This is a genomic window from Zoogloea oleivorans (genome assembly GCF_008107625.1).
In the GTDB taxonomy this organism is placed as follows: domain Bacteria; phylum Pseudomonadota; class Gammaproteobacteria; order Burkholderiales; family Rhodocyclaceae; genus Zoogloea; species Zoogloea oleivorans.
Window position 1 is genome coordinate 146,300 of sequence record NZ_SDKK01000005.1, and the last position, 21,752, is coordinate 168,051.

A 21,752-nucleotide genomic window follows, 5' to 3' on the forward strand; every position below is an offset into this window, starting at 1 on the left:
GCAGCTCCGGCGGGGTGGTGCCTGATTCTAGCGGTGCGGGGAATATTCGGGCAATGACAGCGGGTTGGTTGCGCGGCGGCGCACGCCTGTCGTGACACTTGCGCCTTTCCTGCCACCGGCTCCGATGGTATGTTCGCGACCCCGCCGGAGATCGCGCCATGAACCCGTCCCTCAGCCCTTCGCTTTGCCGCCCCTTCGACCGTCGCCCGGCGAATCTCGCCGAGGCCGAGGCGCAGATCGCCGACATTCGCGATCTTCTTGCCAGCCGGGCCATCGGACACCGCAATCCGCCTCCGCCGCCCACCACCTGCTGCGGCCGCGGCTGCAATGGCTGTGTTTGGGAGGGGTATTACACGGCGCTGCACGGGTGGCGGGAGGATGCGCGGGCCCTGTGGCAGCAGGCTGCACAAGGCCGCGGCGGTTAAGGGGGGCCCCGACGCAGGCGTTCGCGGTGCGGAAAGATCACTTCGCGCGCCATCCACAGGCGAAAGCGCAGGGCCTGCGGGCTGGCATCGCCGTCCAGCAGACGGCCTAGCGCCTGTTCCGGGAAGCCCATCAGGCGGCCTTCGCCGAGGGGGCCGTATTCGTTGCGGCCGAGCTTGCGCCGGACAGCCTCCGGCGCCCAGCCGAGAATCGCGACCACGTCCGGCTCGGCAAACCACAGGGTGTCGCCGAGCGTCACCACGCGAACCTGCCGCCCGTCGAACTCGTAATAACGTCCTTCCCAGGCCTGCAGGTGCAGATGGCCGGCCCAGCGCAGCAAGGCTGGCACGCCCTCGATGATCGGGCGGGCCAGCGCGGCACCCCACAGCGGCAGCGTCAGCATCATGGTCGTTGGCCCCACCTCGCGGTAGGCCAGATAGCTGACGGCGAAGCAGGCCGCGAGGCGCAGGGCGATCGTCAGCAGGAGTGGCATCGAAGGCAGTCCGGGGAGGCTGGAATGCGCAGCATAACGTCCCCTGCTGAAGCCTTGGCAAGGCAGGCGCCGGAACGCTACAATCTCGCCCTTGTCGAGGGGCGTTGCGACCTGTTCAGCGGTATCTTTGTGAAACAGGCCAGGCTCGGCAATCACAACGGCGCTCGCAAACCTTTCCAGCCGGGTTTGCCGCGCCGTTCGCTTTTGCGTCGCTGCTGCGTCACCTTCCGGCTGTGTACATACGCACCACTGAGGTAGATCCATGCAAGCCGACCGCACGCCCGAACTCCAGTCCCTCCTGACCCACCGCATCCTGATCCTGGATGGCGCAATGGGCACCATGATCCAGCAGCACAAGCTTGGCGAGGCCGACTATCGGGGCGCGCGCTTTGCGGATCATCCGCGGGACCTGAAGGGCAACAACGACCTGCTGGTGCTGACCCGCCCCGACGTGGTTGGTGGCATCCACCGGGCCTACCTGGAAGCCGGCGCCGACATCATCGAGACCTGCACCTTCAACGCCACCCGCGTGTCGCAGGCCGACTACCACCTGTCCGACCTCGCCTACGAACTCAACGTGGCCGGCGCCAGGCTGGTGCGCGACCTGTGCGACGAATTCACCGCTGCCAACCCGTCCAAGCCGCGCTTTTGTGCCGGCGTGCTCGGACCGACCTCGCGGACCTTGTCGATCTCGCCGGACGTGAACGATCCGGGCTTTCGCAACGTCACCTTCGATGCGCTCGTTGATGACTACTACGACTCCGCCCGCGGCCTGATGGAGGGCGGCGCCGACATCCTGCTGATCGAAACCATTTTCGACACGCTGAATGCCAAGGCCGCCGTCTTTGCCGTCGAGAAGCTCTACGCCGACCTCGGCCGTCGTCTGCCGGTGATGATCTCCGGCACCATTACCGACGCCTCCGGCCGCACCCTGTCGGGGCAGACCGCCGAGGCTTTCTGGAACTCCCTGAGCCACGCGCAGCCGATCAGCTTCGGCCTCAACTGCGCGCTGGGCGCCAAGGAGCTGCGTGCCTACGTGGATGAGCTGTCGAATGTCTGCGACACCTTTGTTTCGGCCCACCCCAACGCCGGCCTGCCCAACCCCCTGTCGCCCACCGGCTACGACGAAACGCCCGAGCAGCTGGCCGGTGACATCGTCGAGTGGGCGCGCAGCGGCCTGGTGAATATCGTCGGCGGCTGCTGCGGCACCTCGCCGGCGCACATCAAGGCGATTGCCGAAGCCGTCTCGCTGGTCACCCCGCGCAGCGTGCCGAGCATCGAGAAAAAGCTGCGCCTGTCGGGTCTCGAGCCCTTCAACGTCGGCCCCGAGTCGCTGTTCGTGAACGTCGGCGAGCGCACCAACGTCACCGGCTCGCGCGCCTTCGCCAAGATGATTCTCGAAGGCCGTTTCGACGACGCCCTGGCGGTGGCCCGTCAGCAGGTGGAAAACGGCGCCCAGGTCATCGACATCAACATGGACGAGGCCATGCTCGACTCCATGGCGGCGATGGAGAAGTTCCTCCAGCTGATCGCCTCCGAGCCGGACATTTCGCGCGTGCCGATCATGATCGACTCGTCCAAGTGGAGCGTCATCGAGGCCGGCCTGAAGTGCATCCAGGGCAAGGGCGTGGTCAACTCGATCTCCATGAAGGAAGGCGAGCCCGAGTTTCTGCGTCAGGCGCGCCTGTGCCGCCATTACGGCGCCGCGGTGATCGTCATGGCCTTCGACGAAAAGGGCCAGGCCGACACCTACGCCAGGAAGACCGAGATCTGCAAGCGTGCCTACGACTTGCTGGTCGGCATTGGCTTTCCGCCCGAAGACATCATCTTCGACCCGAACATCTTCGCCATTGCCACCGGCATCGAGGAACACGACAACTACGCCGTGGACTTCATCAACGCTGTGGCGTGGATCAAACAGAACCTGCCCTACGCCAAGATCAGCGGCGGCGTCTCCAACGTGTCCTTCAGCTTCCGCGGCAACGACGCGGTGCGCGAGGCCATTCACACGGTCTTCCTGTTCCACGCCATCAAGGCCGGCATGAGCATGGGCATCGTCAACGCCGGCATGCTCGGTGTTTACGATGACCTCGACCCGGTGCTGCGCGACAAGGTCGAGGACGTGGTCCTCAACCGCCACCCGGGTGCCGGCGAGGCACTGGTGGAATTTGCCGTGACGGTGAAGGAAGGCAAGGCCAAGGACAGCGGCCCCGATCTTTCCTGGCGCGAGCAGCCTGTCGAGGCCCGCCTGAGTCACGCGCTGGTCAAGGGCATCACCGACTTCGTGGTGGTGGACACCGAGGAGGTGCGCGCCAAGCTCGAAGCCGAAGGCAAGCCGCCCCTGTCGGTGATCGAAGGCCCGCTGATGGCCGGCATGAACGTGGTCGGCGACCTGTTTGGCGCCGGCAAGATGTTCCTGCCCCAGGTGGTCAAGTCGGCCCGCGTGATGAAGCAGGCCGTGGCCCACCTGATTCCGTACATCGAGGCGGAAAAGCTGCGTACCGGCGCCACCAGCAAGGGCAAGATCATCATGGCCACGGTGAAGGGCGACGTGCACGACATCGGCAAGAACATCGTCGGCGTGGTGCTCGGCTGCAACGGCTACGACGTGGTGGACCTGGGTGTGATGGTGTCCTGCGACAAGATCCTCAACGCCGCTCGCGATCACGGCGCGCAGGCCATCGGCCTGTCCGGCCTGATCACCCCGTCGCTCGAAGAGATGAGCCACGTGGCGGCCGAAATGCAGCGTCTCGGTTTTGCCGACGGCGCCGGCATTCCGCTGCTGATTGGCGGCGCTACCACCAGCCGCGCCCACACGGCGATCAAGATCGCCCCCCATTACAGCGGCCCGGTGATCTACGTGCCGGATGCGTCCCGCGCCGTCGGTGTGGTCACCAAGCTGCTCTCCGAAGGCCAGAGCGTCAGCTTTGCCGCCGAAGTGGCCGCCGACTACGACAATCTGCGCGCCCAGCATGCCCAGAAGAAGGGCGTGGCGATGGTCAGCCTCAACCAGGCCCGCGCCAACCCCTTCAAGTGGAACGCCGATGCCGCCTACGTGCCGCCGGTGCCCGCCCAGCTGGGTGTGCACGCCATCGACGTGGATCTGGCCGAGCTGGTCGATTACATCGACTGGGGCCCCTTCTTCCAGACCTGGGACCTGGCCGGCAGCTACCCGAAGATCCTCCACGACGACATCGTTGGCGAAACCGCCCGCGAGCTGAAGTCCGACGCCGAAGTGATGCTCGCCCGCATGATCGCCGAGCAGGACACCAACCCGTGGGTCAAGGCCCGCGCGGTGTATGGCCTGTTCCCGGCCAACGCGGTGGGTGACGACATCGAGATCTATGCTGACGAGACCCGCAGCGAAGTGCTGATGACCTGGCATGGCCTGCGCCAGCAGCATGAGCGCCCGGCCGGCAAGCCCAACTACTGCCTGGCCGACTTCATCGCGACCAAGGAAAGCGGCGTGCCCGACTACGTCGGCGCCTTTGCGGTCACCGCCGGCCTCGGCATCGAAGCTCGTCTGGCCGCCTACGAGCGCACCCACGACGACTACCGGGCGATCATGCTCAAGTCGCTCGCCGACCGCTTCGCCGAAGCGACTGCCGAGTGGCTGCACGCCCGCGTGCGCAAGGAATTCTGGGGCTATGCCGCCGAGGAAACCCTGAGCTGCGAAGACCTCGTCAAGGAAGCCTACCAGGGCATCCGTCCGGCCCCCGGCTACCCGGCCTGCCCGGACCACACCGTGAAGGGCGACGTTTTCAAGCTGCTCGACGTCACCGCCAACACCGGCATGGAACTCACCGAAAGCTTCGCGATGACGCCGGCCGCCGCAGTGAGCGGTTTCTACTTTGCCCACCCCGACGCGCATTACTTTGCCGTCAGCAAGATCGGGCGCGACCAGCTGGAAGACTGGGCCAGGCGCACCGGGATGACGGTGGAGGAAGCGGCTCGCTGGCTGGCGCCGCTGCTGTAAGCGGCCAGCCTGGGCCTGTGTTGTACGGGAGCCGCCTGCGGGCGGCTCTTTTTATGCGGTCGCCGAGGCCGCGTGGGGCGGTGGCGGCACTTCGAGCGACGGTCGCGACGCTGAAAGCCTTGCAGGCGAAGGGGAAGGCGTCGCCACCGTCAGAAAAAGCTTCGCTTGCGAGCCAAAAAGCGTCGCTGTCGTCGAAAAAAGCTTCGCCTGCGAGGCAAAAAGCGTCGCTTGCGAGGGGGCTTGCTTCGCAAGCGACGCACAAAGTGTCGCTGTCGACGGTGCTTGGGTCGCCAGCGACACAAAAAGCGTCGTGCGCGAGGGGTAAAGTTTCGCCGCCGGAGCCCAGTGGGGGGCGTCTCAGCGCCCGAAGGTTGCCCGCACGACCTCCAGCAGCGCATCGGCCACTTCCACGTCGTCGGTCAGGCTTTCCACCAGCGCCGAGCGGCAGGCTTCCACCGGATCGAGGCCGACCTTGACCAGCTTGGCCGCGTAGACCAGCAGGCGCGTCGACACCACTTCTTCCAGGTCCACATCCTTCAGGCTGCGCAGGCGTCCGGCGATGGAGACGAGCTGCTTGGCGAGCATCGGGTCGCAGGCGGCTTCGCCGATGAGGATGGTTTCTTCGCGGGCGGCACTCGGGAAGTCGAAGCGCAGGCTGATGAAGCGCTGGCGGGTGGATGGCTTGAGGCCCTTGAGAAAGTTCTGGTAGCCCGGGTTGTAGGACATCACCAGCATGAAACGGTCTGGCGCGTGGAGGAGTTCGCCGGTGCGCTCGATGGGCAGCACGCGGCGGTCGTCGGCCAGCGGGTGGATGACGACGGTGGTGTCGCGGCGGGCTTCGACGACTTCGTCGAGGTAGCAGATGCCGCCTTCGCGCACGGCGCGGGTCAGCGGGCCGTCGCACCATACCGTTTGCCCGTCGCCGAGCAGGTGGCGGCCGACCAGGTCGGCGGCGGTCAGGTCGTCGTGGCAGGCCACGGTGAACAGCGGCAGTCCGAGGCGGGCCGCCATGTGGGCGACAAAGCGGGTCTTGCCGACCCCGGTGGGGCCCTTGATGAGCAGCGGCAGGCGGTTTTTCCAGGCCTGCTCGAAGACTTCCATCTCGTTGCCGGACGCTTCGTAGAAGGGAATGTTGGTTTCCATGGGGGCGTTCATTTGAGGGCGATCCAGTAGGCGATGGCAATCAGGGACGAGACGAGGAGCAGCCAGCCGAGGAGCAGGCCGCGCCAGAAGAATTTGACCCCGCGCAGGCCCATGAAGTCCAGTGCCACGAGACGGCCCTTGATGAAGCTGATGACGAGGAGGCTGGCCATGGCCAGCGGGCCGGCGATGCCGAGGCTGTCGCCGATTTCGCCAATGGCGAAGGTGGCCAGGGTGGCGAGGATCAGGATGACCCACGCGATGTTGAGCTGACGGGTATTCATGACCTCACCTCATCACGTAAACAAGCGGGAAGAGGACGATCCACACCAGATCCACCATGTGCCAGTAGGCCGCGCCGCTTTCGATGCTGTTCATGTCGGCCGGCCCGTAGGCGCCCTGGCGGGTTTTTACCCACAGGACGACGAGGATGACCATGCCGAGGATGACGTGCATGAAATGGAAGAAGGTCAGCGACAGATAGAACATGTAGAAGGTGTTGGTGGACAGGTTGATGCCGGCCCCGAACTTGTCGGCGTACTCGAAGCCCTTGACCACCAGGAAGCCACCGCCGCAGGCGATGCCGGCCAGTAGCCAGCGGGCGCCGGTGGCGGAGCGGCTGCGCCCGACGGCTTCGACGGCGCGGGCCACGCACCAGCTGCCGGTGATCAGCAGGACGGTGTTGAAGGCTCCGGCCTGGCGGTCGAGGGTTTGCTGCATCTCGTTGAAGAGTTCGACGTTGTGGGCCCGGCCGAAAGCGTAGGCGCCAAAAAACACCCCGAAGGCGAGCAGTTCGGCGAGGATGAAGAACCAGATCGCCAGGTCTCCGGGGGGGGAGGCGGCGGGGCCGCTGTGCGGGGGCGATGTGTCGGGGGAGGTATCCATGCGCGCAGTGTCACCGGCGTGGCCTTGCACGGCCTTGATCTGTCCCAATTTCCTGTGCATCGGGCGGCACCGAAAAGTCCCCTCAAGTTTTGGGGTTTTACTGCGTTAGTAACACTTCGGTTATCAGCACACAGGAACAGGACTATGCGCATTTTGCTTGTGGACGATTCGCGGGCGGTGGCTGCGGTGATCGGCGCACGCCTGGAGGTGATCGGCCACAAGGTGACGGTTGCCGAGAACGGGGAGGTGGCGCTGGCACGCTTTCGGGAGGCGCTGCCTGATCTGGTGCTGATGGACATCGAGATGCCGGTGATGAACGGTTTCGAGGCAGCCCAGCGGATTCGTGCGCTGGAGGCCACGCAGGACTGGGCATGGACACCGATCATTTTTCTGACCGCTTCGGACACGCCGGAGAATCTGGTGACCGCGATTGAGGCGGGGGGCGACGATTTCATCGCCAAAACGGTGCCGGAAGCCGTGCTCCAGGCCAAGATGAAAGCCATGTCGCGTATTGCCAGTCTGCGTGCCGAGCTGGCTCACGCCAACGGCAAGCTGGAGGCGCTGGCCCGTCAGGACGGACTCACCGGTCTCTGTAACCGGCGCTACATGGATTTGCGTCTTGATCATCAATGGGCGGAGGCCTGCCGCGTGGGCGCGTCTTTCGGCTTGCTGATGCTCGACGTGGATAACTTCAAGAAATACAACGATGGCTACGGGCATCTGGCTGGCGACGACTGTCTGCGGGCCATTGCGGCGACACTGGCGGAGGTGGTGGCGAAGGCCAATGCCGCCGGGCTGGTCCGGGATGCCTTTGCGGCCCGTTACGGCGGCGAGGAGTTTGCGGTGCTGATTCCCCGCTGTTCGGCGGCTGCCCATGCCGGGCTGGGCGCCAGCCTGGTGGCAGCGGTGCACGCCCTGGGGATTCCCCATCAGAGCAATGCCGGCTGGGGCTGCGTGACGCTGTCGGTGGGGGGCGCGCACGTGCTGCGCGCCGACGGCAAGCTGGTGCAGCTGTTCCGCCGCGCGGATGCCCACTTGTATCTGGCCAAGGAAAAGGGGCGCAACCGGGCCGAGATGGACTGAGCCCGGTTGCCCGCCTTCAGAGGCGGCTCTGGATTTCCTCGATGTAGCCGAGCATGCCGGTGCGGATACTGGCGGCGTTGCCTTCGTCCGTATCGATGTGCATGGCCAGCCGGTAGGCCGGATTGACCCGTACCACCACGTCGCCGAAGATCAGTTCCCGCTCGCCTTCGACCCGCACGCGCACGATGTACTTGTCGCGCACGCGGAAGCGCTTGGCGTCTTCCGGCGTCATGTGGATGTGGCGCTGGGCGCAGATCACGCCCCGCTCGATGGTGGTGCTGCCGGCCGGCCCTTCGAGGGTGATGCCCGGCGTGTTGACCAGGTCGCCGGATTCGCGGATCGGCGGCTGGATGCCGACCTTGAACTGCTCGGTCATGGCGATCTCGACCTGCGTTTCCTTGCGCGTCGGGCCAAGTACGCGAACGTTGGCGATGCGTCCCTTGGGGCCGACCAGGTGCACTTTCTCGGCACAGGCGAACTGGCCGGGCTGGGACAGCTCGTGTTCGGGGGTCAGCTGGTGGCCGGGGCCAAACAGCTTTTCCACGTCGGCCTGGCACAGGTGGATGTGGTGGGCCGAGATCTCGATCGGAATCGGCGCCTCGGCTTCTTCTTCCTTCATCGCCATGATGAGCTGGTTGCGCTCGATGGCCCGCAGGGTTTCCCAGGCCACCAGGCGCTCGTCGTCGTTGGCAATGACCAGGATGGTGACCGGTGAGTCGTCCGCCGAGATGATGGCGTGGGAGCTTACGGGGCCGAGGTTGCGGTTCTTTTCCTCGTCGAGCTTGATGCCCATGTAGCCGAGACCCTGGCAGGCCAGGCTGCGTACGGTGGCGCTGGTTTCACCGATGTCGCCGGTGAAGGCCAGCACGTCGATGCCGCCCATCGCCGCCACGTAGGCGCCGATGTTCTTGCGTACCTGGTAGCAGAAGGCCTTGTGGGCCAGCAGGGCACGGTGATGGCCGTCGCTGGCGGCGTTCTCGATGTCGTGGATGTTGCTGGAGATGCCGGAGATGCCCTTCAGGCCGCTCTCGGTATTGATCAGGTTGGACAGCGCCTCCGGCGACATCTTGTGATGTTCGAGCAGGTGGATCATGACTGCCGGGTCGATGCTGCCGGAGCGGCTCGGCATGATCAGGCCGTCGGTGGGCGTCATGCCCATGCTGGTGTCCACCGAGCGACCGTGGTCGATGGCGCACAGGGAGGCGCCGATGCCCAGGTGGCAGGAGACGATTTCCAGTTCGCCCAGTTGGCGTTTGAGCACTTCGGCCGACTTCAGCGAGACGTAGCGGTGGGAGGTGCCGTGGAAACCGTAGCGACGGATGCCGTCCTGCTTGTAGAGGTCGTAGGGCAGGCCGTACAGGTAGGCGTAGGGCGGCAGGGTCTGGTGGAAGGCGGTGTCGAAGACGGCCACGTGGGGCACGTCAGGCAGCTGCTTCATGGCCTCGCGGATGCCTTCCACGTTGACCGGGTTGTGCAGCGGCGCAAACACCGACAGGGCTTCGATGTCGGCAATCACCGTCGGGGTGATGACCACAGCGCTGGAGAATTTGCTGCCGCCATGCACGACCCGGTGGCCGACGGAGGAGACGTCTTCCGGGTGGAAGATGAAGCCGTCGCCGAGCAGGCTGGTGGCGTCGTGGATGACCCGGAACAGCTCGGAGAGCGGGAAGGGATCACAGGTCAGGATCTTGGTCTGGGTGCCCACCACCACGCTGATGCGGGAAACGCAGTCGTCCGAATTGTCGATGATGCCGTGCACATCGGAGCCGAGGTCCTGGGTGTCGTAGATGCCGAAGTGAATCTGGCTGAGACCGACATTGAGCACCAGCACCTTGCCCGGGGTGTCGGTGTGCAGGGACAGGGCGTAGGGGTCGTCGGACTTGCTCATGGCGCTGCTCTGGTCGGCGACGAGATCCACCGACATCGTCCGCATGCGGTCGAGGAGCAGGCGCGACAGATAGCCGACGGCCTTGGGGTTGGTCAGGATCTGGGCGTTGAAGACGCTCAACGGGATCAGCAGCACGAAGCAGCGGTTGCCGGCGATCACGTCGGCGGTCACGCGGTCACCGGTGAGGGTGGACATCACGCCGAAGACATCGCCTGGTCCGAGCTGGCTGATCACGGAGCGGGTGCCCGTGTTGTCGGTGACGGAAATCTCCGAGTGGCCGGTGATCATCACGCCGATGAACTTGCCTTCATCACCGGTTTCGAGGATGGCCTCGTTCCCCTCGTAGGTGGCAAGGTGGCCCTGACGGACGATTTCCTCGACCTTGTCGGCCGGAAAGCTTTCGAACAGACGGACCTGTTCGAGGAAAAACCGTTTCAGATCAATTTCGCTCACGCTGATTCTCGCTTCAAAATGTGGGTGCCGTAGACCAGAGGATAGTCCCCTTGTTGCGATGCAGCAAACGACTATCTCCTCATCCGTTGCCTTCAGTGCCTGTCGAACGGGTGCCCCGGGGGGAAAGGAAAGTCGAATGTACTACCCGTAGATGTTGAAAATATAAAGATGGAGGGCGTGGACTGCTGGAACGGCAGCGAAATCTGTGTTTTTCAGGGCGTTTTTCATCAAAGACGGGCCTTTTTGTTGGCTATCCAGGTAAAAGCGCCTCCGCTTCGGCACAGCTTCGCATGGCCGAAATCCTTCCCGCCAGTGTCGATATTCCACTTGGTATTTTTAAGGGCCCGAACAAGCCCGAAGTGATCTGCGGGTTTCCATGGGGCCGCGTTGCGCGGTGCTGTACCGCGCGGTGGTCGCCGATCAGGTCGGGCTCGTGGCGCTGGAGTCAGCTGTCCGGGCTGCGCCGGGGGACGTACCGGGCGCGCATCCGGGCCTCAGTTCAGGCAGTAATCCACCGGCTCCAGCAGTGGCGGGATGTTGGTGTCCACGAGCGCTTCGCGCAGATTCACTTCAATATGCCGGCACAGGGCGTTGAGAGGCAAATCGTCCGGTCCGCTGCCGAAGGGCTGCTCGATGGCGTCGCCGACCGCATCCAGCCCGAAGAAGGTGTAAGCCACGAAGGTCACTACGAAGGGCGTGGTGGCACCGAGGGTGTCCACCAGCCCGAAGGGCAGCAGGAAGCAGTACAGGTAGGCGGTGCGGTGCAGCAGCAGCGCGTAGGGGAAGGGGATCGGCGTGCCCTTGATCCGCTCGCAGCCGGCGACGGCCGCGGCAAGGGACGACAGGGTCTGGTCTATGCCGCAGGCGATATTGGTGTCGATGCGGCCGGTGTCGAGACACAGGCGCAGGTCGGTACCCATGCGCTGCAGCAGGTAATCCGGTGGGTTGGTGCTCTTCTGCATGGCCTCCCACTCTTCGGGTTGCAGGAAGGGCTTGGTGTCGGGGCCGGGAGGTGTGCCGCGCAGGTAATGCCGCGATGCGTGGGCGAGGGCAATGGCCCGATAGATGAAGCGCACCCGTACATCGGCCAGGCCATTCGAGGCCAGCGCAGGGCCGTTCTCCTGCACCATCGACAGCACCTGGCGGGACAGGCTGCGGCTGCGGTGGATGAGCTCACCCCACAGCTTGCGTGCTTCCCAGTAACGGTCGAAGGCCGCGCTGTTGCGAAAACCCAGGAAGATGGCCAGCGCCAGCCCGATCAGCGAAAAGGGCGCAGTGGTAACGACGATCTTGTGATTGAGGAGTTCGCCGTGGGCGAGTGTGACAAGGATTGCCGTCAGCGCGTTGCCGGCCAGCGGGACCAGGATGCGCTTGAGGATCGAGCCCTTGACGATGAAGAACAGGTGGGGGCCGGTGGGGCGGTCACGGATGATCATCGGGGCCTGGTATCGCAGCAGCGCACAGCGAAGAAATAACCGGGAATGGACCGAGGAACTACAGGGTTCGGTGGTGCCCATGGGCAGGATTGAACTGCCGACCTCTCCCTTACCAAGGGAGTGCTCTGCCACTGAGCTACATGGGCTGAATCACGCAAACGATGGGGACGCCCACCTTACATCTGACTCTCATGATTACCGAGAGTTAAAACCACCGACTTGGTGAGCCAGGTGAAATGCAGAAAATCTGGAGCGGCAGAAGAGTCTCGAACTCTCGACCTCAACCTTGGCAAGGTTGCGCTCTACCAACTGAGCTACTGCCGCTTTGTACGCCTTGCATGACGGGCATGCAAAAGAGTGCCGGATGCTCCGGGTGAGACAGCTTTTTGCTTGCAACTCTTCGCCTGATAAAGAGTTCATCAACCTGCAAAAAGCGAGGCCGAATAGTATCAAGGGAAGTGGAAGGAGGCAAGCCCTGGCGCCGCCTTTGGTGCGTGGGTCCGTGCTCTCGGGGTGAAAAAAGGGTTTTTGTTATCATCGGACCGAACTGACAAGAAAGCGTGGTTAAGCCCGTGGATGCGTTTTTCGGTAATTTTTTTCTTGCACTGTTCCTTGCCGGACTGTTCCGGTTTTTGTGGACGATATGCGGAATGCTTGTCCGGTCGAAGGATGTCGGGAATGCTGTCTTTGCGGTTGCGCTGCCGTTGTCGATGCTCTATTTGCTGATCGGCAAAATATTGCCGATCGAGAGCTGGGAAGGCTTTGCCGCCGGGGCTGTCACGGGTGGACTGTGCTGTCTTGCCTGGGCGCGAATGCGGCCGGGCAAAGTGGTGCCATGAGCCGCTTGCGTGGAGGCTGGTCCGCTATTTGCGCAATTGAAAACGCGCCCACCAGTTCAGGCTGGTGCGTTCTGGCGCGGCATGACTGAAGCCGATGAGCGACAGAAGGTGTTCCCGGCGTCGGTGAGCCATCAGCATTCTTCGCCTGTGTCGCGCAAAGATAATGCTGCCAACGAGCAGGGCACTGATGGCGAATCCAATCACAACGTTTTCGAGCATGGCAGACCTCAAGACTGCGAGCTGGCAATGAGTCGGCACAGCGCGGATGGATGCAAACAAGAAACCTTATCGGCCGTTTTTGGGAATCTTTAAGTGCGTGCGGGTGCACGACTCTCCCTGCGGCCGGTGTTGGTGCTGATCTTGTTCCCTGTCAGCCTGCAACCCGGTTGCGTCCTTGCGCCTTGGCCAGGTACATCGCCTGGTCGGCGCGGCGTTGTAGGGCGGAGATGGTGCTGTCTGTCGGCAGGCTTTGCGACACGCCGATGCTGGCTGACACCTGAATCTGCGTGTCATCGGCAAGCGATATGCGCATCGCCTGGATTGCCAGGCGCAGCTTCTCGGCCACTTCGCGGGCGCTGTCGGCGGTGGTGTCAGGCAAGAAGAACAGAAACTCCTCGCCGCCGATACGGCCCAGAACGTCACTTTTGCGGGTGTGGTTGCCCAGCTCCTGTGCCACGGCGCGCAAGACGATATCGCCGGTGGCATGTCCGTACTGGTCGTTGATGTGCTTGAAGTGGTCGAGATCGATGAACAGCATGGAAGCCGTCTGCCCCTTGCGCTGGGAGATGCGGATCAACTGGTTGGCAATGTCGCCAAACGCACGGGGATTCAGCAGGCCCGTCAAGGGATCACGGCTGGCCAGCGCGCGCAGTTCGATGTTGGACATGCGCAAGCGCTCGAAGGCCGATTCCGAGCGCCGGGTATAGGTGAATGCCCCGAAACCCGTCACCAGCAGGCTGATGACCAGGGTGGTCAGTGCGTTGGGTGTGAAAGGTGGCGCCATCAGCGGCTGCGCCATGAGAATGAGGCCGATGGACAGCGCGGTCATCGTCAGGCCGGAACGCGACCCCAGCAGGACGCAGGAGAACATCACTGCCAGATGAAACCACAGGACCCGCAGTTCATCGTTGGTGACCCAGATCAGCGCTGATGTGTAAGTCATCAGATTGACCAGGATGAAGGTCGTCGATATGGGCCGCAGCAGTTGTTTCCGATTGCGCAGGGCGACCATCAGCAGTGCTGTCAGGAGCAGGTTGGCCTGCGTTGCGGCGAGCTGCCGGTGCCCCAGTGAGTTGATGCCTGTCCAGTCGAGTCCGATGAACAGGCCGGTGGACAGCAGCCCCACCAGCATCAGCGAATTCAGGACGCGGAAGCGCAGTTCAAGGTATTCCTCGTCGGCCGCGAATGTGATGCCACTGGTCAGCAGAAAATGAAAGGGCATGAAGCGTGTGCCGGCGGGGTGTGTTTTGCGGACAAGTGTAGCAAAGGGCTCGGGATGGTACGCAAACTGCGCGGCACCTCTGTGCGTGTCTACGGCAAGAAAAAACCCGAGGGGCCTGCGCCGCTCGGGTTGCCAATCCACACCCGTGAGGAGGGTGTAAAGAATGTGGGCTCTTAGTTGCTGTCTTCCGGGTCGATGACGCTGCTGACAGCCAGCTCTTCGGCAGTTGCCGGACGTACGGAGGCAACCGTGCAGGTGAACACGAGGGCCTTGCCGGCCAGGGGGTGGTTGCCATCCAGCACCACTTTGTCGCCGTCGATTTCGGTGACGCGATAGAGAATGACTTCGTCGTCTTCCTCACCATCTTCCGGATCGCCCTCAAGCTCCATGCCGACTTCCAGTTCTTCCGGGAGGTCGTCGCGGGACTCGATCTGTACCAGTTCGGCGTCGTATTCACCGAAGGCCTCGTCCGCGTGCAGCCGGACCTTCACGGTTTCGTTGATACCCTTGCCTTCGAGGGCTTCCTCGATCTTGGGGAAGATGTCGTCGTAGCCGCCGTGGAGGTAGACCAGTGGTTCCTTGCCGTCATCGACCAGGGCGCCATCGGGATCGGTGACGCTGTAATTGAGGGTGACGACGCTGTTTTTCACTACTTGCATGAGGGCTCCTAAGTTTCTTGATCCAGTGCGGAATTATTCCGCTGCAGGCTGCGCAATGGCGGCTTGCTGGAAGTTTTGGCACTTTAACACTGACAAATATGTGGACGCATCCCGGTTAACCCGCCTCGGTGTCCCATCTCCCGGGCTGCTTCAAGGCGCCTGGTGAGTGCCTCATGGATGCCATTCCGAGTGACGCTGCAAACAGGCGCGAATCCGTTCAATGGTCTGCTCGACCGGCGCTCGGCGGGAAACTTCAAGTCCAAGGTCCCGGGCGATGGCATTCACTCTGGCCGGATTGAGCGGAATGCCGCCGCGATCAATGGCCTGGATGAGTATCCGGGCCCGAGCAATCTCGGAGGGGATGTTGCGCTTGAACAGTCGCAGCCGAATCCAGGTGAGCATGGGGATTTTGTTTGAGCGTTTCAACTTGCCGGCCTCACGTTTTTCCCACGTAGCCCAGGTGTCGCCAGCCTGATATCCAGGCGGGCAGGTCTGTCGCCGGCATCGGCCGGGCAATGCCGTAACCCTGAGCATCCTCACAGCCCATGGAGATCAGCAAGGTCGCATGCGCAGCCGTCTCGACGCCTTCGGCGATGACTGAGCGACCGAAGGCGCGGGCCAGTCCAATCACGCCGTTGATGATTGCCAGGTCGTTGGGGTCATCCAGCATGTCGCGGACAAAGCTCTGGTCGATCTTCAGGGTTGCCGCCGGCAGATGTTTGAGATGGCTGAGCGACGAGTAGCCTGTACCGAAGTCGTCCAGGGTGAAGTCCACGCCGACGGCCTGGCAGGCTTTCATTACGGCGCCAACCTTGCCCAGGTCTTCCAGGCAGGAGGTTTCCAGGACCTCGAGTTGCAAGCTCCAGGGCTGCACGTTTGGATGCTCTGCCAGCAACTGGCTGAGTCGCGTGGCGAAACAGTCCTGCTGCAATTGCCGCGCGCCGATGTTTACGCTGACCGGCACTGCCAGCCCCCTGGCGTGCCAGGAGCTCATCTGCGCCAGCGCGGTGCCGATCACCCATTCACCGATTTCAATGCTGATGGGGTGATCTTCGGTGATCGGTAAAAACTCGGCAGGGTTCAGCAGCCCGCGTTCGGGATGCTGCCAGCGGATCAGGGCCTCGGCGCCGATCACTTCGCCGGACTTCATGTTGACCTTGGGCTGGTAATACAGCAGAAACTCGTGCCGGCTCAAGGCGAGACGAATGCGCTCCAGGCTATCGTGCTGGATCTTGATGGCATTGTCCTGGGCAACATCGAACAAATGGTAGCGGTTCTTGCCAGCCTGCTTGGCGGCATACATGGCCTGGTCCGCGTGGCGCATCAGTACATCCGTATCGGAGCCGTCCTGCGGGTAGAGCGTGACACCCATGCTGGCAGAGACCTGCAGGCTTGTCTCACCGGAGATCACGGGGTCGGAGACTGCAATCAGCATGCGCTCCAGTATCCGCTGACAATCCTCTGCCTGTTCCAGGTCGACCAGTACCGCCACAAACTCGTCGCCGCCTATGCGCGCGAGGGTGTCGCCTTCGCGCAGTGCCGATTTCATGCGTTGCGATACGGTGATCAGCAGTTCATCGCCCACGCCATGTCCATGGGTGTCGTTCACTTCCTTGAAGCTGTCCAGATCCAGAAACACCACCGCCAGCGAATTGTTGCGTCGCTGGCTCTGCAGCAAGGCCCGCTGCAGTCGGTCGGCCAGCAGGACCCGGTTGGGCAGGTGGGTCAAGGCATCGTAGTGGGCAATGTGCTCCAGCCTTTGCTCGTGCTCCTTCATGGGTGTGATGTCGGAGAACAGGGCGACGAAGTGCTGTGTTTTGCCCGTGGCATCGCAGACGGCACTGATGGTCTGCATTTCGGCAAAAATCTCGCCGTTCTTGCGTCGATTCCAGACTTCGCCGTACCAGTGTTTCTTTTCGCAGAGACTCTTCCACATGGCTGCGTAGTCTTGAGGCGTGTGCCGGCCTGACTTGAGGATGCGCGGGTTCCGACCGATGACTTCCTCTTTCTGGTACCCCGTGATGCGGGTAAAGGTGTCATTGACCTCGATGATGGTGCCTTCGGCATCGGTGATCATGATGCCTTCGCGGGCATGGGTGAACACACTGGCGGCCAATTGCAGTTTCTTGTCTGCGGTTTTCCGTTCGGTAACATCCTGGGCGATGCCGAGATAGCTGACGATCTCACCCGTGGCGGAGTAAACCTCCGTCACCACCAGTGCTACGGTCAAGTGCGAGCCATCCTTGCGCACATAAGTCCATTCGTGGCGATCCTGTCCTTCGGTATCGAGCTTGGCGATGAATACGTCGAATCCGGCAACTGGGCGACCCAGCTCTGCACTTAATGCTTCACCGCGTTGCTGTACTTCGGCTGCAACATGGAGCACTGCCGGAACGGCCTTGCCGATCAGTTCATCGGCGCGATAGCCCAGCATGCGCTCGGCGCCCCGGTTGAAAATCCTGATCACTCCGTTCTTGTCGGTGAGAATGATGGAAAACTCGGAGGCGGCCGACAAGAGATCCTGGTATTGCCGGTTTGCATCTTTGATGGTTTCTTCGGCGGCCTTGCGCTTGGTGACGTCCGACTTGACGGCGACGTAATGGGTAATCGCACCAGAGGCGTCGGTGACGGGGGCGATCAGGGATTCTTCCCAGTAGTGCTCGCCGTTCTTGCGTTTGTTGATCAGTTCTCCCTGCCAGGCCTGGCCGGCCTCCAGGTGCTGCCAGAGGTTCTGGTAGGTGTTTTGGCTGGTTTCGCCGGACTGGAGGATGCGCGGGTTTTCCCCGATGACCTCCGTCGCGTCGTAGCCCGTCATGGCGGTGAAGCCGGGATTGACGTACTGGATGGTGCCGTCCGGGTCGGTGATGACGACCGCCGCCGGGCCTTGCTCGATGGCGACGGTGAGTTTGCGCAGCATGACCTGGGTTCTGGCATGTTCCGCCACCTCGAGCGCCAGCTGATCGCGCTGGGCCATGAGTTGCCGGCGCAGTTGCTCGCGCTCAAGCAGATTACGGATGCGCTGGCGTGCAATGCTCACCTGGATCGGCTTGGTGATGTAGTCGACGGCGCCCAGGCCAAGTCCCTGGATTTCCGATTCGATGTCGTTCAGCGCGGTGACAAAGATCACCGGAATGTCCTTGAGCCGGGTGTCTGCCTTGAGCCGTCGACAGGTCTCGAAGCCATCCATGCCCGGCATCATGACGTCGAGCAGAATCAGGTCAGGCGGCATTTCCGCGGCCAGCGCCAGTCCTTGTGCGCCCGACGTGGCGATCTGGACGTCGAACTCCTCACTCAGTGCGGCACCCAGAGTCAGCAGGTTGGCCGGGGTGTCATCGATGGCCAGGATGCGGGAGTGACGCTCGTTCATTCCGGCTTGATGCTCCATTTGCAGGTCATGGCGATGTCGAGCAGGCTTGCGTATGTCTGCTCAAAGCGCATTTCAGCCAGAGGTTTGCCGGCTTCCGTGATCCTGTCGGCGACCGCGGTATTGGCGACGAGGTGTTGCAGCTCCCTGAACTTGCCAAGGGCGTTGAACTTGTTGTGGGCAAGCAGCGGGAGTAGTTGGCCGAGCAGGGCTTCGATCTTCTCGACGTCAGGGGCCTGGCTGGCATCCGCTTGCCTGTCTGGCGCGGTCACGGTGGCTGGCTGCGGCGGAAGCCAGCGGGCGAGGAGCGCAGTCATGGCGGCCATGTCGATGGGTTTGGTCATGAAGTCATCCATACCGCAGCGTGTCGCGCGCCGCCGGTCTTCCTCGAAGGCATCTGCGGTCAGGGCCACGATGGGCAGGTGCGCTCGGTGGTTTGCCGTTTCCCACTGGCGAATGCGCTCGGTGGCGGTATAGCCATCCATCACTGGCATCTGAATATCCATCAGCACGAGGTCGACCGCTTCGCCACGCATTACGGTCTCGAGCCCGAGCAGTCCGTTTTCTGCCACGATTACGCTCAATCCCTGCTTGCCAAGCAGGGCCGTGATGACCTTGCGATTGGTCGGATTGTCCTCGATCACCAGAACCCTTCCCCGGAAATGCGACACATCGGCGTCAGCCTGCGTGCTGTCTGCCGCCTGCAGGGGATTGGCGAGCACAGCGGCCAGCCTGGCCGGAATGCGAAACCAGAACCGGGAGCCTTTCCCGGGCGTGCTTTCGACGCCAGCTTCCCCTTTCATGTGCACGGCCAGACTGCGCACGATCGAAAGGCCAAGCCCTGTGCCGCCGAATTGGCGGGTGGTCGAACTGTCGGCCTGAGAGAAGGGTTTGAACAGGTGTGCCTGCTTGTCGGGGGAAATGCCGATGCCGGTATCGCTCACGGCGAATTCCAGTTGGGCCGCATCCGCGTCACGCTGTATCTCGCGGGCCTCGATGCGTATGGCACCTGCCGCCGTGAATTTGACGGCATTGCCGATGAGGTTGGCGAGCATCTGGCGCAGGCGCTGAGGGTCTCCGTAATAGCGCTGTCGCCCCGGGCCTGACCAGGTCAGTTCGAACTCAAGACCCTTGGCGCTGGCGGCATGGTTGAACAGGGTCTTGATTTCGTGAAGAATTTCGGCCGGATCGAAGGCCACGGATTCCAGTTCGAGTTTGCCGGCCTCGACTTTCGACAGATCGAGAATGTCGTTGAGCAGGGTCAGCAGGGCGTGTCCCGAGTTCAGGATGGTACGTGTGTAGTCAAGCCGCTCTGAGTCCCTGGTTTCCGGCAGCATGAGCAGTTGTGCCATGCCGAGAATGCCATTCATGGGGGTACGAATCTCATGGCTCATTGTGGCCAGGAAGGCCGATTTTGCGCGATTGGCGGACTCGGCTTCCTCCTTGGCTTCACGCAGAGAGATTTCGCCTTGCTGCAATTCCGCCATCGTTTGCATCCGGTCGAGGAAGGCACCGACCCAGCGGGAAAGGAGCCGCACGAACTCGATGTCGAAGTTGTCGAAATCGACAGCTCGCCCCGTTGTTGATGAGAAATTGAGGGTCCCGAAAATCTCTCCGCGAACCCAGATCGGAATCCCGATATAGGCAGCAAGACCGAAGTCGCGCAAGCACGGATGGCCTGCGTATTCCGACGTGGTGGCATCGGGAATGGCGAGCAGGTCACCCCTGGCCAGGGTTTCGCTGCAATAGGTGACGCCGAGGGGAAAGCTGGCGCCGTCGACGAGTGTGTCGGGGGGCGAGGCTTGCGCGACAATCCGGTATTCGTCGCCCTGGATCCGGCTGATGATGCCGAACTCCAGTTGCAGGTGTCCGGTGGCGACTTTCAGGGCACGACGCAGGGTGGTGTCCGGTTCGAGGCCGGCGAGGGCGGTCACATCGTTGAGCAGTCGCAGGGCGGACAACTGTCGCTGGAGGCGCGTCGCGTGGATCGTCCGCGCCGCTTCTTCGGCCCGCAACTGGGACACCATGTGATTGAACGCGGCAGTGGTTTCGGCGAGTTCGTCGTTGCCGATTACCTCCAGGTCGTGGGACAGGTTGCCGCTGGCAATGGTCTGGCTGGCGTTGCGCAGCAAGAGAAGCTGGCGGGTCAGGTAAGTGCCCAGAATCGATGAGAACACTGCCACGAGCAGTATTTCAAGCAGGGAAATGGATAGGGTCCAGTTGCGGGTCTTGGTGATCAATGCCTGCAATGGCGCAACATCGATGCCGAATTGAATCCGGCCGAATTCCTGCCCCGAAACGTTCATCATCACTTCACGGTCGTAGATCCCGTCGGTGACGTTCCAGATATTGTTGTCCGGCGCAAAGGTGCCGGCTGGCAATGCCCCGCGCATGACGAGAGGACGTTGCTGCTGGTCGAGTACCCGAACGTAGGCAAGATCTCCTGTGCCGAGAATGTCCGATACGACGCTTTCCAGTGTTGCGAGATCATAGGCAATCAGCGCATCGCGCACGCTCGCGCTGAGGAGGCGGGCTGTTGTCGCTATCCGGCGTTCGAGTTCCGCCTCGTTCGATGATTGCAATTGCCCGAGCACGCTCAGTCCGAGGATGGTCAGCAGAACCCCTTCGATCAGGGCAATGCCAAGAATCGTCTTGGTCCGAAATTTCATGGTTGCCTGCCGATGCCCTGCGCAATCTTGAGACGACGTATCTCGTCCCACTCATGGTCGGAGGCTGCTTCGATCCCCTTGAAGCTCAAGGGGGCGAGCAACTTGCGGCCCGCATCATCGTTGTCAAGGGAGTTCAGTGCTGAAAACACCCGGCTCAGGATGTCCGGGGTGATGCGGGGGTGGGCTGCGAAAGCGTGGGGGGTATAGCTCGGCGTTGTCGTCAGTACGCGCAGTTTCGACGAAACGTCGGGGTCGATCGCCTCCAGGGTGCGCTTGATGCCCCCGCCCGCTGCGAATACCCCCTGTGCTACGCCGCGATATACGGAGTCGTGGGAATTGACATAACGCGCTTCGATCGGAATTCCCTGCCTGGAGAATTCGGCCCGGGGCAGGATGCTTGCGGCAAATGCCGCTGGTGCAGGGAAGGCGACGGCCTTGCCCGACAGCTGTTTGATGTCGGAAATGGCGGCATTTTTGGCGACAACGATGATACCGACCAGGCGCCGGTCTTTTTCCTTGGCGAAGACCTTATATCCGGGTGCCCGACTGAACACCGCATAGTGATAAGGGTTCATGTATGCAAGATCGTATTCACCACGCTTGAGCCGTTCTTCAAAAACAGGAATGTCCGGCGCTGTCCGGAACGCCAGACGAACCCCGCTGCGGGAGGCGGCTTCCTGGAGCAGGGGAATCCAGACCCTCGCGAGTTCCGTCGCCGACTGCTGCGGGACAATTCCTACGGTGATCTCCGGCTGCTCGGCCAGAGGAGACCCGGAAAAGAACAAGAGAAAGAGGATGGATAGCCAGCGTGTCTGGTGCGTGAGCGCGTTTCGCAAGGTGTCCATGTCTTGTGCCTGATTGGTCCATCGCATGTCGTCCAGTAATCCCTGCAGGTCCCAGGTCACGTGTGGAGGGCTGTGACTCCCCGCTCTTGGTGGGCGGGCAGGGCTTGCCGGAGGCGAGTGTGTCGGGAAATCTTACACACTTTAACCTTTGCTTAGGC

At 62.5% G+C, this 21,752-nt stretch carries 17 protein-coding genes, 2 tRNA genes and 1 riboswitch; of the genes, 4 read left to right on the forward strand and 15 right to left on the reverse strand.

All coding sequences use genetic code 11. The features are described 5' to 3' along the window. The first annotated feature begins 158 nt into the window (after positions 1-158). Positions 159-425: an oxidoreductase-like domain-containing protein gene (locus ETQ85_RS06695; protein ID WP_148578276.1), complete on the forward strand. Its 267-nt coding sequence runs from the start codon at positions 159-161 to the stop codon at positions 423-425. On the opposite strand, the gene ETQ85_RS06700 is transcribed toward ETQ85_RS06695, so the two are convergent. Then, positions 422-916, reverse strand: coding sequence for a BRO-N domain-containing protein (locus ETQ85_RS06700; protein ID WP_148578277.1), 495 nt, complete (start codon positions 914-916; stop codon positions 422-424). The two genes, ETQ85_RS06695 and ETQ85_RS06700, sit on opposite strands and share 4 nt — an antisense overlap. A gap of 90 nt (positions 917-1,006) precedes the next feature. Further along, a riboswitch (S-adenosyl-L-homocysteine riboswitch) is annotated at positions 1,007-1,089 on the forward strand. Positions 1,090-1,178: 89 nt separating this feature from the next. Between ETQ85_RS06700 and metH the strand changes: the two genes are divergently transcribed. After that, the gene (gene metH, locus ETQ85_RS06705) at positions 1,179-4,892 is read left to right on the forward strand and encodes a methionine synthase (protein WP_148578278.1); all 3,714 of its coding nucleotides are present in this window, start codon (positions 1,179-1,181) and stop codon (positions 4,890-4,892) included. Positions 4,893-5,249: 357 nt separating this feature from the next. Here metH and ETQ85_RS06710 read toward each other — a convergent pair whose 3' ends face one another. From ETQ85_RS06710 to ETQ85_RS06720, 3 genes are read right to left on the reverse strand one after another with little or no spacing between them, the layout of a single operon-like run. Beyond that, a complete protein-coding gene (locus ETQ85_RS06710) occupies positions 5,250-6,047 on the reverse strand; it encodes a CbbQ/NirQ/NorQ/GpvN family protein (protein WP_246128654.1) in 798 nt (265 codons plus the stop codon). Then, complete coding sequence (locus ETQ85_RS06715) at positions 6,044-6,316, reverse strand: cytochrome C oxidase subunit IV family protein (protein ID WP_148578279.1); 273 nt, start codon at positions 6,314-6,316, stop codon at positions 6,044-6,046. Before ETQ85_RS06715 ends, ETQ85_RS06710 begins: the two co-directional genes overlap by 4 nt. 4 nt (positions 6,317-6,320) lie before the next feature. Further along, entirely contained in the window at positions 6,321-6,917 is a 597-nt protein-coding gene (locus ETQ85_RS06720; protein WP_148578378.1) for a cytochrome c oxidase subunit 3 family protein, read from the reverse strand. Positions 6,918-7,061: 144 nt separating this feature from the next. Here ETQ85_RS06720 and ETQ85_RS06725 point away from each other — a divergent pair, with 144 nt between their 5' ends. Beyond that, positions 7,062-8,000 carry a GGDEF domain-containing response regulator gene (locus tag ETQ85_RS06725; protein WP_148578280.1) on the forward strand — a complete coding sequence of 313 codons (939 nt, stop codon included), beginning with the start codon at positions 7,062-7,064 and terminating at the stop codon, positions 7,998-8,000. 16 nt (positions 8,001-8,016) lie between these two features. Here ETQ85_RS06725 and ETQ85_RS06730 read toward each other — a convergent pair whose 3' ends face one another. The 4 genes from ETQ85_RS06730 to ETQ85_RS06745 all read right to left on the reverse strand — a co-directional run bounded on the left by ETQ85_RS06730 (position 8,017) and on the right by ETQ85_RS06745 (position 12,101). After that, complete coding sequence (locus ETQ85_RS06730; RefSeq protein ID WP_148578281.1) at positions 8,017-10,341, reverse strand: acetate/propionate family kinase; 2,325 nt, start codon at positions 10,339-10,341, stop codon at positions 8,017-8,019. 494 nt (positions 10,342-10,835) lie between these two features. Beyond that, the gene (locus ETQ85_RS06735; protein WP_148578282.1) at positions 10,836-11,777 is read right to left on the reverse strand and encodes a bestrophin family protein; all 942 of its coding nucleotides are present in this window, start codon (positions 11,775-11,777) and stop codon (positions 10,836-10,838) included. 71 nt (positions 11,778-11,848) lie between these two features. Beyond that, positions 11,849-11,923 (reverse strand) — tRNA-Thr (locus tag ETQ85_RS06740). 102 nt (positions 11,924-12,025) lie between these two features. After that, a tRNA-Gly gene (locus tag ETQ85_RS06745) sits at positions 12,026-12,101 on the reverse strand. 248 nt (positions 12,102-12,349) lie between these two features. On the opposite strand from ETQ85_RS06745, the gene ETQ85_RS06750 reads away from it, so the two are divergent. Continuing rightward, complete coding sequence (locus ETQ85_RS06750; RefSeq protein WP_148578283.1) at positions 12,350-12,616, forward strand: hypothetical protein; 267 nt, start codon at positions 12,350-12,352, stop codon at positions 12,614-12,616. 24 nt (positions 12,617-12,640) lie between these two features. Here ETQ85_RS06750 and ETQ85_RS06755 read toward each other — a convergent pair whose 3' ends face one another. The 7 genes from ETQ85_RS06755 to ETQ85_RS06785 form a co-directional block, all read right to left on the reverse strand. Beyond that, positions 12,641-12,835 carry a hypothetical protein gene (locus ETQ85_RS06755; protein WP_148578284.1) on the reverse strand — a complete coding sequence of 65 codons (195 nt, stop codon included), beginning with the start codon at positions 12,833-12,835 and terminating at the stop codon, positions 12,641-12,643. Between the two features lie 151 nt (positions 12,836-12,986). Continuing rightward, entirely contained in the window at positions 12,987-14,057 is a 1,071-nt protein-coding gene (locus ETQ85_RS06760) for a GGDEF domain-containing protein (RefSeq protein ID WP_148578285.1), read from the reverse strand. A 173-nt stretch (positions 14,058-14,230) separates the two neighbouring features. After that, a complete protein-coding gene (locus ETQ85_RS06765) occupies positions 14,231-14,716 on the reverse strand; it encodes an FKBP-type peptidyl-prolyl cis-trans isomerase (protein WP_148578286.1) in 486 nt (161 codons plus the stop codon). Between the two features lie 171 nt (positions 14,717-14,887). After that, on the reverse strand, positions 14,888-15,118 hold the full coding sequence (locus ETQ85_RS26580) for a hypothetical protein (protein WP_148578287.1): 231 nt from the start codon (positions 15,116-15,118) through the stop codon (positions 14,888-14,890). A gap of 34 nt (positions 15,119-15,152) precedes the next feature. Further along, entirely contained in the window at positions 15,153-18,083 is a 2,931-nt protein-coding gene (locus ETQ85_RS06775; protein WP_187394603.1) for an EAL domain-containing protein, read from the reverse strand. Continuing rightward, complete coding sequence (locus tag ETQ85_RS06780; RefSeq protein WP_148578289.1) at positions 18,080-20,749, reverse strand: ATP-binding protein; 2,670 nt, start codon at positions 20,747-20,749, stop codon at positions 18,080-18,082. The genes ETQ85_RS06775 and ETQ85_RS06780 overlap by 4 nt, the downstream gene beginning before the upstream one ends. Beyond that, the gene (locus tag ETQ85_RS06785; protein ID WP_148578290.1) at positions 20,746-21,594 is read right to left on the reverse strand and encodes a phosphate/phosphite/phosphonate ABC transporter substrate-binding protein; all 849 of its coding nucleotides are present in this window, start codon (positions 21,592-21,594) and stop codon (positions 20,746-20,748) included. The genes ETQ85_RS06780 and ETQ85_RS06785 overlap by 4 nt, the downstream gene beginning before the upstream one ends. Positions 21,595-21,752: the final 158 nt, after the last annotated feature.

Coding starts and splice junctions, on each gene's coding strand:
- ETQ85_RS06695 (WP_148578276.1), top strand. CDS start 159: ATGAACCCGTCCCTCAGCCCTTCGCTTTGCCGCCCCTTCGACCGTCGC.
- ETQ85_RS06700 (WP_148578277.1), bottom strand. CDS start 916: ATGCCACTCCTGCTGACGATCGCCCTGCGCCTCGCGGCCTGCTTCGCC.
- metH (WP_148578278.1), top strand. CDS start 1,179: ATGCAAGCCGACCGCACGCCCGAACTCCAGTCCCTCCTGACCCACCGC.
- ETQ85_RS06710 (WP_246128654.1), bottom strand. CDS start 6,047: ATGAACGCCCCCATGGAAACCAACATTCCCTTCTACGAAGCGTCCGGC.
- ETQ85_RS06715 (WP_148578279.1), bottom strand. CDS start 6,316: ATGAATACCCGTCAGCTCAACATCGCGTGGGTCATCCTGATCCTCGCC.
- ETQ85_RS06720 (WP_148578378.1), bottom strand. CDS start 6,917: ATGGATACCTCCCCCGACACATCGCCCCCGCACAGCGGCCCCGCCGCC.
- ETQ85_RS06725 (WP_148578280.1), top strand. CDS start 7,062: ATGCGCATTTTGCTTGTGGACGATTCGCGGGCGGTGGCTGCGGTGATC.
- ETQ85_RS06735 (WP_148578282.1), bottom strand. CDS start 11,777: ATGATCATCCGTGACCGCCCCACCGGCCCCCACCTGTTCTTCATCGTC.
- ETQ85_RS06755 (WP_148578284.1), bottom strand. CDS start 12,835: ATGCTCGAAAACGTTGTGATTGGATTCGCCATCAGTGCCCTGCTCGTT.
- ETQ85_RS06760 (WP_148578285.1), bottom strand. CDS start 14,057: ATGCCCTTTCATTTTCTGCTGACCAGTGGCATCACATTCGCGGCCGAC.
- ETQ85_RS06765 (WP_148578286.1), bottom strand. CDS start 14,716: ATGCAAGTAGTGAAAAACAGCGTCGTCACCCTCAATTACAGCGTCACC.
- ETQ85_RS26580 (WP_148578287.1), bottom strand. CDS start 15,118: ATGCTCACCTGGATTCGGCTGCGACTGTTCAAGCGCAACATCCCCTCC.
- ETQ85_RS06775 (WP_187394603.1), bottom strand. CDS start 18,083: ATGAACGAGCGTCACTCCCGCATCCTGGCCATCGATGACACCCCGGCC.
- ETQ85_RS06780 (WP_148578289.1), bottom strand. CDS start 20,749: ATGAAATTTCGGACCAAGACGATTCTTGGCATTGCCCTGATCGAAGGG.
- ETQ85_RS06785 (WP_148578290.1), bottom strand. CDS start 21,594: ATGGACACCTTGCGAAACGCGCTCACGCACCAGACACGCTGGCTATCC.